Genomic DNA, 12,390 nt, shown 5'->3' on the forward strand with positions numbered 1-12,390 from the left:
GTTTTATAAGCTATGTTGAAAAAAGTTTGTTTGTTGGTAAATAGAAAGGTAATTCAAAAGTTAAAATTCAAAAATCAAAAAAAGCTCCAACCATTCGCGAACATTCTCTTTCACTAATTACCATATAAAAGTGTTTAAACTTAAAAACACTGAAACCCCGAAACCGAAACCTCAAACCTAATTTCCTCCCACACAACTTACAACTCACAACCCACAACTATAAGCTTTGCGCAATAACAAAACCGCATGCCCATGCCCATTGAAAATTGTAGCCACCAAGCCAGCCGGTTACGTCAACGCATTCGCCGCCGAAATACAGGCCGGGTAGTTTTTTAGCTTCCAGTGTTTTGGAGGATAGTTCATCGGTTGATACACCGCCGCGCATTACTTCGGCTTTATCGTACCCCTTGTCCCCTGCCGGTTTCACCCGAAACTCGTGGATCAGCTGGCTGATCGCTTCTATATCCGCTTTGCTTAACGATGCAAGGTTCTTTTCAACCGGTAAATGGTCGCTTAGCGCTTCGGCAAATTTGCGGGTATACAGCGTAGCCAGCAGGCTAAGCAGCATCTTTTTACCGTTTACTTCCCGCTCCTGCTGAATTAGATCTTCTATGTTTTTATCGGGCAGCAGGTCAAGGTAAATGTATTCGCCCGGTTTCCAGTAGGATGATATTTGCAGAATGGCGGGTCCGCTCAATCCCCAATGCGTAAAGAGTATATTTTCTTCAAAACTGATCCTGTCGTTCCATACCCTGCAAAAAATGCTGCTGCCTGATAGCTGCTCGTACCAGGGCTGATCCTTACCCGTTATGGTAAGCGGTACCAGTGCCGGGGCGGTTTCGGTGATCGCCATGCCAAATTTGCGGCCCACACGCAGACCGAAATCGGTAGCGCCCATTTTTTGTACGGGTAAGCCACCTGAAGCAATTACCACCTTGGCAGTATTGATCTGTTGTTCGCGGCCATTACGTTCGTAGGTTATGGTAAAGCCATCGCCGGTTTGGTCAATGCCTTTTACTTCGGTATCGCACCAAATTTCCTGTTCCATATCATGGCACAAGTCGGTAAATACCTTTACAATATCTTTGGCCTTATCGCTCACCGGGAACAATTGGCCGAGCGTTTTCTCCTTACCAGTTACACCGTAGGTTTCAAAAAAACTGATGGTATCCTCCACCGTCCACTGGGCAAAGGCTGATTTACAAAAGTGTTCGTTCTGCGAAATAAACTGCTGTGCCGAGGCATACAGGTTGGTATAATTGCACCTGCCGCCGCCGCTAATCAGTATTTTAGCACCAACGCGATCGGCCTTTTCCATTATTAAAGTACGCTTGCCTAAAAAGCCTGCTTGTACGGCACACATTAGTCCGCAAGCGCCGCCGCCAATAATTATAGCGTCAAAGTCTGTTTGTTTTGTTAAATTTGCTGTCATGCACGAGGTTTCGCAAATATCTGAATTTGGAAAGATACTCATATTTTTAATAGTAGGTATTTTAGCCGTTGGCGGCACCTTCTTTTTAAGCCGCTTAATTGCCCCACGCAACCCTAATGCCGAAAAGCTAACTTCCTATGAATGTGGCGAAGAGCCTACCGGAAATGCCTGGATGCCCTTTAACGGACGCTTTTATGTGATCGCGTTAATATTTTTACTTTTCGATGTAGAGATGGTATTCGTGTTTCCATGGGCCACGGTTTTTGGTAGTCACGAGCTGCTGGCTGTTGATGCCCGCTGGGGATGGTTTTCGCTGGCAGAGATGTTTATATTTTTAGGCATACTGATATTAGGCCTGGCCTATGTATGGTTAAAAGGCGACCTCGACTGGATAAAATCAAAACCGGTAGTACCTACGGTAGATGTAGCCATACCTGCAAGCCTTTACGACCGGATAAACCTGGAGCAGGGTTCATTTAAGGTACGGGTATTCACAACAGAAAACACATTGCCCGAACCTGAAAAAGCTGCCGTTACCGCCACCCCTGTTGCCGAAGCAGCTACCGCTGTAAAGAAACCTATGTTTAAACCAACCTTTAAAAAGCCCGCAAATGACGCCTGATTTGACTAATGAAAGCGGTGGTGTAGTGATTACCAAAATGAACGACCTGCTTAACTGGGCGCGTTTATCATCATTATGGCCGTTAAGTTTTGGTATAGCCTGCTGCGCTATTGAAATGATGGGCTCTATGGCATCAACTTATGATCTCGATCGTTTCGGCGTGTTCCCGCGTCCATCGGCCCGCCAGGCAGATGTGATCATTATTGCAGGTACGGTTACTTTTAAAATGGCCGAACGCATCAAGCGGTTATACGAGCAAATGCCCGATCCTAAGTATGTGATCAGCATGGGTTCATGTTCAAACTGCGGCGGCCCCTATTGGCAGCACGGTTATCATGTGGTGAAGGGGGTTGACAGGGTGATACCGGTTGACGTATATGTACAAGGCTGCCCTCCACGCCCCGAAGCATTGATAGGCGCTATTTTAGAACTGCAAAAGAAAATTGCCGGAGAAAGTTTGATAAAGGCTTAATGAACTTTCGATTTAGAGTCGATGTTCTATATTAAGCGTTAGATACCGATTTGTAAAATTCCACTATACTCTTCACCAGCGATTGTAAAACAATGGCGTTCCAGTCGTTAGCGAAACTACAGCTTTTGTTAACGCGGTAGTTTTTACGATCATATATCATAAAATAGGCACGGTAATTACTGATGGCGATATCCACCCAGGCTATATTGTGTTTCTTATCCAATATAATACCATCGGCAGTAAACATCACCCCCGCTATTTCAAAAGCCTGCTGAATGTTAACCAGTTCTATATAGTAGTTAAGGATATTGGCGAAATAATACGTCCATAGCTTATCAAAAATATCTATCCATAAACGGTAGTAGGTTTTATTTTTGATACCGTAAACGGAGTTGAGTTTAATGCGGTGTACCTTATCGTTATACTCCTTTAGTTCGATGTAATATTGTCTGCCAATGGCAAAAATATAGCCGCGGGTTAAGTAAGTGCCGTAGCGTATGGCAGCGATATTCTCTGCCGGAATATTTACAGGATTGTTGAAACCGGAAAGTTTTTCAATAGAAAGCCCCTCAACAGAAAAGATGATCTTTTTGTTGATCTTGTTTTCCAGTAAAAACGGTAATTCAACTACGTCCATTTTTTATAAAGTTACAAGAAAAAGTTGCCCGTATCTTTAATAAAGGCAACTTTTTATTTTTCATTTTATTATATCAAAGCGCAAATAATTATTGCCCTTGGGCCAGCGAATAGCCCGGTTTTCCATCAAAAACCATCAATAACTCTACAGAACACACTTTTATAGCATCTGATAGTTCGGCGGCTATACCAAGCACATCTCTTTGGCTAAGTTCAACGCCATCAGTTTTTTCATAACGTATCCTGAATTCGTTTACCAGTTCTGTATAAATTGAGCCTGTTGGCCAAACCTGTGTGCCCCGGTTTGAGATCATGATCAGCTTAAACTTATCGTTCAGTTTAGTCTTGGCCACTTCGGCAATTTCGTTGGGTTGCAAGGTTGATTCTACGAAAATATCTACACCCTGTATCTCCTGTTTTGTTACGGGAGCAATAACGGTCAACTTGTTTTTTTCAGGCCTGGTTATCGTATTCGCTTTAGGCTCAATATCAACCTGCGCTTGTACGCTGCCCTTTGCCGGCTGTTTACCCAAATTGGCAATTATCGCGTTAGCAAAACCTTCGGTATTCACTGACGTAGTTGAGCGGTCGCCGAAATCACCTGTGTGAATGCCTTGTTCAAGTGTATACAGCAGCGCGTTTTCAATATTAGCCGCATGAGCTGTTAAGCCTAAATACCGCAGCATAGAAATACCTGAAAGCAATAAGGCAGTAGGATTGGCAATGCCTTTACCTGCAATATCCGGCGCGGTACCATGTACAGCCTCAAAGATGGAAATGTTATCGCCAATGTTAGCTGACGGTGCAAAGCCCAGGCCGCCAACTAAACCGGCACAAAGATCTGACACGATATCGCCCTGTAAATTAGTTAATACCACTACCTCGAACATTTCGGGGTGTGATACCAGCTTCATACAAAGATCATCCACTATGATATCATAAGCCTCTATTTCAGGATAATCTTTAGCTACTTCATAAAACGTTTCCAGGAAAATACCGTCGGTAAGTTTCATGATATTGGCCTTATGGCCGCATGCTACTTTTTTGTAGCCTTTTCGGCGGGCCATTTCAAACGCGTAACGTATTACCTGCGCCGAACCCGGGCGGGTAATAATACGGCGACCAACAGCTACGTCATTAGTCAGCATGTGCTCAATACCGCCGTAGGTATCCTCAATATTTTCGCGTACAATGGTGAGGTTTATTTGTGTGCCTGCTTTTGAAAAAACAGTTTCCACGCCGTTCAGCGTTCTAAAATCGCGCTGATTAGCGTAAGTATTCCAAACTTTGCGTGCAGTAACATTGATACTTTTTACGCCCTTGCCTTTCGGGGTTTCCATGGGGCCTTTGAAAAGCAAGCCTAAATTTTCGATGGTTTCTTTCGCTTTTTCGGTCATCCCGGTAGAATGCCCGGCATCAAAGTAAGATTTGCCCATCTCTACAAACTCGTATTCGAGCGGTACATGATCAGCTTCAAAAATATTAAGTACTGATGCCATTATCTCCGGCCCTATTCCATCGCCATTGGCTACTGCTATTTTGGTCTTCATCAAAAAAATATCTAATAATTAGTAAAACGCTGCAAAATTAGGGCTTTTAAATAGCCCTATTGAAGTTGAACAGTAAAATTGATGTATGGTTTTTGTCAGATTTAGAGTAAACTTGTAACCTGATAATGAAGGCATTTTACGGAGATTTGAAATTAGGTATTTTAGGCGGCGGCCAGTTAGGCCGTATGCTAATACAACAAGCTATAAACTACAACGTTACGGTGAAGGTTTTAGACCCCGACCGCAGCGCGCCATGCCGCAAATTGTGCGAAGAATTTGTAGTAGGATCGTTAAGCGATTACGAAACAGTTTACAATTTTGGGAAGAAAGTAGACCTGCTTACCATTGAAATTGAAAAGGTAAATGTTGACGCGCTGGAGCAACTGGAACGCGAAGGCGTTATGGTTTACCCGCAATCCAGAGTGATCAGACTGATACAGGATAAAGGTTTGCAAAAGCAATTCTTTAAAGAAAATAATATCCCAACGGCCGAGTTCCAGGTGATTTCATCTCCCGAGCAATTAAGGCAAAGCCATATCCCCTTCCCGTATATACAAAAGCTGCGCAGGGATGGTTACGATGGTAAGGGCGTTTATCGTGTAAACAACGAAGCCGACCTGGCAGGTGCTTTTACCGAACCAAGCCTGGTGGAGCGTTTAATTGACTTTGAAAAGGAAATAGCGGTAATTGTAGCCCGTAACGAAAGCGGCGAGGTTAAAACCTTCCCGCTGGTTGAAATGGAGTTTAATCCGCAGGCTAATCTGGTAGAATTCCTGATAGCGCCTTCTACCCTAAGTTTCGAGATACAGCAGGAAGCCGAACAGATAGCTAAAAAAATAGCGGAAGACCTTAAAATAGTAGGCTTACTGGCTGTGGAGATGTTTTTGGATAAGAGCGGCAAAATACTGGTGAACGAGCTGGCTCCACGCCCGCACAACAGCGGCCACCAAAGCATTGAGGGTAATACCGTATCGCAATTTGAGCAGCATTTAAGGGCGATATTCAATCAGCCATTAGGTGATACCGCCTGCCTGCACAATGCCATTATGATAAACGTACTGGGCGAACCAGGCCACGAAGGCCCTGCAATTTACCAGGGGATAGAAAAGGTGCTAAAATGCCCGGGTGTATACATACATCTTTATGGCAAGGCCTTAACCAAACCGTTCCGTAAAATGGGCCACGTAACCATTGTTGACGTTGACAGGGAAAAAGCTATTGAAAAAGCAAGATATGTGCAGAATACTTTAAAGGTGATCAGTTAAACTACTACAATGCCCCCTGTCATTGCGAGGTACGAAGCAATCGCGAATTAGAAGTTCAAGATTCAAGTCGTTGATTGCATAGTCCGCGATTGCTTCGTACCTCGCAATGACAAAGAATAACATAAATAGGATAAAATGAGCCAACCACAAATAGGAATAATAATGGGTAGCAAATCAGATCTGCATGTAATGCAGGATGCTGCCGATGTACTTAAAGAATTAGGTGTTGATTACGAAATTACTGTTGTATCGGCGCACCGTACGCCCGATCGCATGTTTACTTATGCGAGGGAAGCTGCCGGTCGTGGTATAAAAGTAATTATTGCCGGTGCAGGCGGCGCGGCGCATTTACCGGGTATGGTAGCCTCTTTAACCCATTTACCTGTTATTGGCGTTCCTGTAAAATCAAACAACTCCATTGATGGCTGGGATTCTATCTTATCTATATTGCAAATGCCTAACGGTATCCCTGTTGCTACCGTGGCTTTAAACGCGGCAAAAAACGCTGGCATATTAGCCGCACAGATCATCGCGACAGCAGATGAAAACATAACTAAAAACCTGATAGCCTTTAAAGAAAGCTTAGCCCAAAAGGTAGAAGAATCTGCAAGGGAAATGGAAGGTTTGTAGTTAGTTGTAGGTTGTATGTTGCGAGTTGTGAGTATTTGCAAATTGTATAACACTCTTTTCACACCACACAATTCGCAACTTACAACTCATAACAACTCAATTCAAAGAAGGGTTTTCCGGGAAATTGGCTATGTGGGCGTAGCGGTTGCCCAAGCTGATCACTACTTCGCGCCAAATGTTGTGGTCGTTATTGGCGAAAACAAGATCGCTGTTGAAACGATTGGCTACAATCCAGGTATCTTCCGTTAGTTCATCGTCCAGTTGGCCGGGTGTCCAGCCTGAATAGCCCGCAAAGAATTTTATCTCGTTCTCCCTGAGCTGGTAATTTGATATAAGATCTTTCACCACTTCAAAATCTCCACCCCAAAAAATATTATCCCATATTTCTATCCCTCCCGGAATTTTCTCCGGACAGCGGTGTATAAAATGCAGCGTATTTTTAGCAACAGGACCACCATCGTAAACCGGGATTTCGGAATACGAAGTATCAGGCAAAACATCGCCCAGCAAAAGTTCGCTCTGGTGGTTTAACACAAAACCCATCGCCCCTTCTTCTGAATATTCGGTAAGTAATATTACCGACCTTTTAAAATTCGGGTCCATCATAAAGGGCTCCGAAATAAGTAATCGGCCCGCAGCCGCTGATATTGAATTAAGCATAAGGTTACATTTACTTATACATTACTTAACAAACATCGTAATAATATGTTCACACACTAAATTACGATTTAACAATATGTACGGTATAATTAATTTGTAAGTTTGCATAAATGGATAAAGATACATTACAAAATTTAAGGCAGGAATATAGTTCGGCTACGTTGATCGAAGACCAAACATCGCCTAACCCTATAAAGCAGTTCGATAAATGGCTTAACGAAGCCGTTGAAGCACAGATACATGAACCTAATGCCATGACCCTGGCTACCGCTACACACGATGGCCGGCCGTCGGCACGTATTGTATTGTTAAAAGGGTTCGACCAAAATGGTTTTAACTTTTTCACCAACTACCTGAGCCGTAAAGGCAAAGAGATCACCAAAAACCCGCTGGGTTCACTGGTTTTCTTTTGGGGCGAACTGGAACGCCAGGTGCGCATTGAGGGCACCATTGAGAAACTAAGCAAAGAAGAATCAGAAAAATATTTTCATTCACGCCCTAAAGGTAGCCAGATAGGTGCTTTGGCATCGCCACAAAGCCAGGAAATTGATGGGCGCCAGGAGCTTGAAGCCAAATGGCAGCAACTGGAAATCGAATACGAAGGTAAAGATGTACCTAAACCATCGTATTGGGGAGGTTACGTGTTAAAACCACGCTTGATTGAGTTTTGGCAAGGCAGACCAAGCCGCCTGCACGACCGTTTGGTTTACAAAAAAATTGACAATAAAACCTGGAAGAAAGTTCGTTTGGCACCATGAGTTTTGATGATATTAAACTACTGCTTACCGAAAAGTTTGGCACCGATGTAATTATTGGTGAAGAGCGTACCGGTTTGCAGCCCGCCCTGCTGATAGCACCCGATCATATAGTTGAGGTATGCGCCGAATTGCGCAACAACCCGAAAACTTATTTCGATTTCCTGTCATGCCTGAGCGGGGTTGATTACGGTGTGGAAGCAGGTAGGTTTGGCGTAGTATATCACTTATCATCAATACCTTATAAGCTTCAATTAACACTAAAGATAAGCGTTGAGAATGACCGTAACAGCGAAGAACTGCCTACCTTTAAAAGTGTATCACCGGTATACCGCACAGCCGACTGGCATGAACGCGAGGCTTATGATATGTTAGGAATCTTTTTTGAAGATCACCCCGATTTAAGACGGATTTTATTGCCCGATGACTGGGAAGGTTTTCCGTTACGAAAGGATTATAAAGCAGCGGAATATTATAAGGGAATAAAAATAGATTGATGAGTGAGTGTTTCGGCCCGCTCGTCATTGCGGGAACGAAGCAATCTCTACATATACAGAGCGAATAAGCATAGTTTAAAGATTGCTTCGTTCCTCGCAATGACGAAATATATTACATAAAGACTACCCAATAACAATACTCGAAATTGAATATCACAAATACCAAATACGAGGAAGCATTAGAACGATACCATCAAAAGATAGCCAACGCGGCTACTGAAGATATGGTGCTGAATATGGGGCCGCAACACCCGTCTACACACGGCGTATTGCGATTAGAGTTGATCACCGATGGCGAGATCATTAAGGAAGTGATACCGCATTTAGGTTACCTGCACCGTTGTTTTGAAAAACATGCCGAATCGTTAACCTATCAGCAAACCATTCCGTTTACCGACAGGATGGATTACCTGGCATCTATGAACAACAGCCACATTTGGGTAATGGGCGTTGAGCGGATGATGGGGATTGATAAGGATATTCCTAAACGTATTGAGTATATAAGGGTGTTGGTATGCGAGCTGAACCGCATCGCGTCGCACCTGATAGCCATTGGTACTTATGGTATTGATATTGGTGCCTTCACCCCTTTCCTATGGTGTTTTCGCGACAGGGAGCACATTATGGGCATGCTGGAATGGGTGTCGGGCTCGCGCATGTTATATAATTATATTTGGGTGGGCGGCTTGTTTTATGACCTGCCGGTTGGTTTTGAAGAACGCTGCCGCGAGTTCATCGAATACTTTAAGCCAAAAATGGTTGAGCTGAACCAGCTACTAACCGATAACCAGATCTTTATTGCCCGTACCGCCAATGTAGGTGTGTTACCGCTTGATGTAGCCATTAACTACGGTTGCTCTGGGCCAATGCTGCGTGGGTCGGGTTTAAAATACGATTTGCGCCGGGTGGATAATTATTCGGTTTACCCCGAAATAGATTTTGATATACCTGCCGGAAAAGGCGAAATGGGTACCGTTGGCGATTGCTGGGATCGTTACAAGGTACGGGTGGACGAGATAGAGCAGTCGGTAAAGATTATCGAACAATGCCTTGATCGCCTGCAAAAAGAATTAAAACGTACACCAGAGTTTGATCCGCGTGCCAAAATGCCGCGTAAAATAACGCCTAAAGCGCAGGATTTTTATATCCGCGGTGAAGGTGCTAAAGGTGAACTCGGCTTCTACTTTATGGCTGATGGCCGTACCGAAGTGCCGTTCCGGGCCAAATCGCGCGGGCCAAGCTTTAACAACCTTTCTGTACTGCCCGAAATATCAAAAGGTGTAATGATAGCCGATCTGATTGCCATTATAGGTTCTATTGATTTTGTATTGGGCGAGGTAGACAGGTAACATCAAAATTTTAATATCAATTAAGCCAACATGAATAAAACCGCTTTAGTAACTATTGTTTGCGGCGATACCTACCAGGAAAAATGGAACAGGTATTGTAAAAAGAGCTGGGTTGATTATGCTAAAAAATACAATTACGATCTGGTTGTTTTTGACACACCGCTTGATGAAAGCGACCGGGCCAAATCAAGATCAATAGCTTGGCAAAAATGTTTGGTATTGGATCAGCCGCAGGTAAAACAATACGAACGAGCCATTTGGGTTGACAGCGATATTATCATAAATACCGAGCTTGCTCCCGAAATAACAAACGGTATCCCTATAGATAAAATTGGCGCCACCAATGAATACGCCTTTTACACCGAAGAGAACTATTCATTTTTGTACGAAAGGTATATTAAACAATGGGTAAAAAATGGATCAAATGCCATTGTAAACAAAACCCCAAACCAATATTACAGAACATTTGGTATTGAAACCGATGTAAATGAGGTGGTGCAAACCGGTGTAATGGTTTTAAGTCCGCTGCACCATAACGAGCTGCTTAAACACGTTTACTACAATTACGAGGATAAAGGCGCCAGCGACTGGAATTATGAGATGAGGCCCCTTTCGTACGAAATTGTAAAGAATGACCTTCATTATTTTATAAACGGGCGTTTCAACTTTTTGTACAACAATTTTAAAAACCTGTTTTACGCCCATCTGCTCGAAACCAAGCCCCCCATCTTTAAAAAGAAAACGCTATACCATAAGTTGCTGAACAAGCTAACCAAACGCGCCAACTTTAAAATGCAGGAACAACTTGCCGTGCAAAATGCGTTCGATAATGCTTACTTTCTGCACTTTGCGGGTTGCATACATGATTTGCAGTACACTAACCTCGACCTTGATTAGTGGGATTAAACCATGATTTGGAGGATTGATCGGGGATTCTTGAGATTAATTTGACCTTGATTAGTGGGATTAAGCCATGATTAAGAGGATTGATCGGGGATTCGTAGGATTAATTCGACGGAACTTGAAATGATGATTGAGAGGATTGATCAGATTCACCGGGTTATATTTTCAGTGGGATTTCTTTTATTTACAGGCAATAAAAAAAGCCTTACAAAGTTTCAATACTTTGTAAGGCCGGATATGAATGTTTAGGTTTAAACCGAAATTATATGTACCTGTTGATCAGGTTCTCTAAATATTCTTGTTTACCGCTTAGCGTTTGAGGTTCGCCGTTGCTTACAGCGTACTGGCGTAAGTCTTCTAAAGATAGTTTACCATCTTCAAAATCTTTACCCGCACCGGCATCGTAAGACGCGTAACGTTCGCTGCGAATTTTGTTATAGTCTGATTTTTGAAGGATGTTATCAGCGATAACCAAAGCCCTTGCAAAGGTATCCACGCCACCAACATGCGCGTAGAACAGATCGGCAGGATCGGTTGAGTTACGGCGTATCTTGGCATCAAAGTTAATACCACCGCCCTGTAAGCCACCGGCTTTCAAAATGATCAGCATTGATTCGGTAACTTCATTAATATCGTTCGGGAACTGATCGGTATCCCAGCCGTTTTGGGTATCGCCACGGTTGGCATCAATCGAACCTAATAAACCGGCATCGGCTGCTACCTGCAATTCGTGCTGGAAGGTATGACCAGCCAGTGTAGCATGGTTCACTTCAAGGTTCAGTTTAAAATCGCTGATCAGGTCGTATTTCTGTAAGAAACCTAATACCGTAGCCGCGTCATAATCATACTGATGTTTAGTAGGCTCGCAAGGCTTAGGCTCAATAAAGAAAGTACCTTTAAAGCCTTGTTTGCGGGCATAATCTTTAGCGGTATGTAAAAACTTAGCCAGGTGCTCTTGTTCGCGTTTCATGTCGGTATTTAATAACGACATGTAACCTTCCCTTCCACCCCAGAACACATAATTTTCACCACCCAGTGCGATGGTAGCATCTAAAGCAGATTTAACCTGTGCCGCGCCATGCGCCAGTACATGAAAATCAGGATTGGTAGCGGCACCGTTCATATATCTGCGGTGGCTGAACAAGTTTGCAGTTCCCCAAAGTAATTTTACACCGCTGGCAGCTTGCTTTTGCTTGGCATATTCAACCAGCGCGTTCAGGCGGCGATCGTTCTCATTAATATCGTTGGTGTAATCAACCACATCAACATCATGAAAGCAGTAGTATGGTAAATTTAACTTGGTGATAAATTCAAAAGCGGCATCCATTTTATCTTTGGCACGCTCTACAGCATCGGCTTTCGCGTCCCATGGAAAAATATGGGTTGGGCCACCGAACGGATCGGCCCCGTTACCGCAGAATGAATGCCAGTAAGCTACCGCGAAACGCAAATGCTCTTTCATGGTTTTGCCGGCAATTACCCTATCGGCATCATACCACCTGTAAGCTAAAGGATTATCAGATTGTAAGCCCTCATACTTGATCTGCCCGATCCCGCTAAAAAATTCCTTATCTCCAGTTAAAACGCTCATGTAATTAATTGTTGGTTTATGAATATTA

Annotated in this window: 13 protein-coding genes; 8 read left to right on the forward strand and 5 right to left on the reverse strand. The window is 43.5% G+C overall.

Annotated features, from left to right (window positions below):
• Positions 1–217 precede the first annotated feature (217 nt).
• A complete protein-coding gene (locus ABD894_RS01705) occupies positions 218–1,432 on the reverse strand; it encodes a BaiN/RdsA family NAD(P)/FAD-dependent oxidoreductase (RefSeq protein WP_345209245.1) in 1,215 nt (404 codons plus the stop codon).
• Here ABD894_RS01705 and ABD894_RS01710 point away from each other — a divergent pair.
• A complete protein-coding gene (locus ABD894_RS01710; protein WP_345209246.1) occupies positions 1,431–2,054 on the forward strand; it encodes an NADH-quinone oxidoreductase subunit A in 624 nt (207 codons plus the stop codon). The genes ABD894_RS01705 and ABD894_RS01710 overlap by 2 nt on opposite strands.
• A complete protein-coding gene (locus ABD894_RS01715) occupies positions 2,044–2,526 on the forward strand; it encodes an NADH-quinone oxidoreductase subunit B (protein WP_345209247.1) in 483 nt (160 codons plus the stop codon). The genes ABD894_RS01710 and ABD894_RS01715 overlap by 11 nt, the downstream gene beginning before the upstream one ends.
• 31 nt (positions 2,527–2,557) lie before the next feature.
• Here the strand turns inward: ABD894_RS01715 and ABD894_RS01720 are convergent, their stop codons facing one another.
• Together ABD894_RS01720 and ABD894_RS01725 are read right to left on the reverse strand one after the other, a co-directional pair.
• Positions 2,558–3,163, reverse strand: coding sequence for a hypothetical protein (locus tag ABD894_RS01720; RefSeq protein ID WP_345209248.1), 606 nt, complete (start codon positions 3,161–3,163; stop codon positions 2,558–2,560).
• A gap of 88 nt (positions 3,164–3,251) precedes the next feature.
• On the reverse strand, positions 3,252–4,712 hold the full coding sequence (locus tag ABD894_RS01725; protein WP_345209249.1) for an NADP-dependent isocitrate dehydrogenase: 1,461 nt from the start codon (positions 4,710–4,712) through the stop codon (positions 3,252–3,254).
• A gap of 125 nt (positions 4,713–4,837) precedes the next feature.
• On the opposite strand from ABD894_RS01725, the gene ABD894_RS01730 reads away from it, so the two are divergent.
• Both ABD894_RS01730 and purE read left to right on the forward strand, forming a co-directional pair.
• Entirely contained in the window at positions 4,838–5,977 is a 1,140-nt protein-coding gene (locus ABD894_RS01730) for a 5-(carboxyamino)imidazole ribonucleotide synthase (RefSeq protein ID WP_345209250.1), read from the forward strand.
• 135 nt (positions 5,978–6,112) lie between these two features.
• Positions 6,113–6,607, forward strand: a complete 495-nt coding sequence (gene purE, locus ABD894_RS01735) for a 5-(carboxyamino)imidazole ribonucleotide mutase (protein ID WP_345209251.1) — start codon at positions 6,113–6,115, stop codon at positions 6,605–6,607.
• 96 nt (positions 6,608–6,703) lie between these two features.
• Here the strand turns inward: purE and ABD894_RS01740 are convergent, their stop codons facing one another.
• The gene (locus ABD894_RS01740; protein ID WP_345209252.1) at positions 6,704–7,213 is read right to left on the reverse strand and encodes a YqgE/AlgH family protein; all 510 of its coding nucleotides are present in this window, start codon (positions 7,211–7,213) and stop codon (positions 6,704–6,706) included.
• Positions 7,214–7,377: 164 nt separating this feature from the next.
• Between ABD894_RS01740 and pdxH the strand changes: the two genes are divergently transcribed.
• The 4 genes from pdxH (at position 7,378) to ABD894_RS01760 (ending at position 10,765) form a co-directional block, all read left to right on the forward strand.
• Positions 7,378–8,025 (forward strand): pyridoxamine 5'-phosphate oxidase, encoded by a 648-nt coding sequence (gene pdxH, locus ABD894_RS01745; RefSeq protein ID WP_345209253.1) that lies wholly within the window; start codon positions 7,378–7,380, stop codon positions 8,023–8,025.
• Positions 8,022–8,519 carry an NADH-quinone oxidoreductase subunit C gene (locus ABD894_RS01750; protein WP_345209254.1) on the forward strand — a complete coding sequence of 166 codons (498 nt, stop codon included), beginning with the start codon at positions 8,022–8,024 and terminating at the stop codon, positions 8,517–8,519. Before pdxH ends, ABD894_RS01750 begins: the two co-directional genes overlap by 4 nt.
• Before the next feature lie 224 nt (positions 8,520–8,743).
• Positions 8,744–9,868, forward strand: a complete 1,125-nt coding sequence (locus ABD894_RS01755) for an NADH-quinone oxidoreductase subunit D (RefSeq protein ID WP_345209590.1) — start codon at positions 8,744–8,746, stop codon at positions 9,866–9,868.
• Between the two features lie 30 nt (positions 9,869–9,898).
• A complete protein-coding gene (locus ABD894_RS01760; protein ID WP_345209255.1) occupies positions 9,899–10,765 on the forward strand; it encodes a hypothetical protein in 867 nt (288 codons plus the stop codon).
• Between the two features lie 268 nt (positions 10,766–11,033).
• On the opposite strand, the gene xylA is transcribed toward ABD894_RS01760, so the two are convergent.
• Positions 11,034–12,362: a xylose isomerase gene (gene xylA / locus ABD894_RS01765; protein ID WP_345209256.1), complete on the reverse strand. Its 1,329-nt coding sequence runs from the start codon at positions 12,360–12,362 to the stop codon at positions 11,034–11,036.
• Positions 12,363–12,390: the final 28 nt, after the last annotated feature.

It is taken from the genome of Mucilaginibacter gynuensis (assembly GCF_039541195.1).
GTDB lineage: Bacteria > Bacteroidota > Bacteroidia > Sphingobacteriales > Sphingobacteriaceae > Mucilaginibacter > Mucilaginibacter gynuensis.

Excerpts from the sequence above, each read along its gene's own strand:
- ABD894_RS01740 (WP_345209252.1), bottom strand. The coding sequence starts at position 7,213 with ATGATGGACCCGAATTTTAAAAGGTCGGTAATATTACTTACCGAATAT.
- ABD894_RS01710 (WP_345209246.1), top strand. The coding sequence starts at position 1,431 with ATGCACGAGGTTTCGCAAATATCTGAATTTGGAAAGATACTCATATTT.
- pdxH (WP_345209253.1), top strand. The coding sequence starts at position 7,378 with ATGGATAAAGATACATTACAAAATTTAAGGCAGGAATATAGTTCGGCT.
- ABD894_RS01720 (WP_345209248.1), bottom strand. The coding sequence starts at position 3,163 with ATGGACGTAGTTGAATTACCGTTTTTACTGGAAAACAAGATCAACAAA.
- ABD894_RS01755 (WP_345209590.1), top strand. The coding sequence starts at position 8,744 with ATGGTGCTGAATATGGGGCCGCAACACCCGTCTACACACGGCGTATTG.
- ABD894_RS01725 (WP_345209249.1), bottom strand. The coding sequence starts at position 4,712 with ATGAAGACCAAAATAGCAGTAGCCAATGGCGATGGAATAGGGCCGGAG.
- ABD894_RS01730 (WP_345209250.1), top strand. The coding sequence starts at position 4,838 with ATGAAGGCATTTTACGGAGATTTGAAATTAGGTATTTTAGGCGGCGGC.
- ABD894_RS01760 (WP_345209255.1), top strand. The coding sequence starts at position 9,899 with ATGAATAAAACCGCTTTAGTAACTATTGTTTGCGGCGATACCTACCAG.
- ABD894_RS01750 (WP_345209254.1), top strand. The coding sequence starts at position 8,022 with ATGAGTTTTGATGATATTAAACTACTGCTTACCGAAAAGTTTGGCACC.
- xylA (WP_345209256.1), bottom strand. The coding sequence starts at position 12,362 with ATGAGCGTTTTAACTGGAGATAAGGAATTTTTTAGCGGGATCGGGCAG.
- ABD894_RS01705 (WP_345209245.1), bottom strand. The coding sequence starts at position 1,432 with ATGACAGCAAATTTAACAAAACAAACAGACTTTGACGCTATAATTATT.
- ABD894_RS01715 (WP_345209247.1), top strand. The coding sequence starts at position 2,044 with ATGACGCCTGATTTGACTAATGAAAGCGGTGGTGTAGTGATTACCAAA.
- purE (WP_345209251.1), top strand. The coding sequence starts at position 6,113 with ATGAGCCAACCACAAATAGGAATAATAATGGGTAGCAAATCAGATCTG.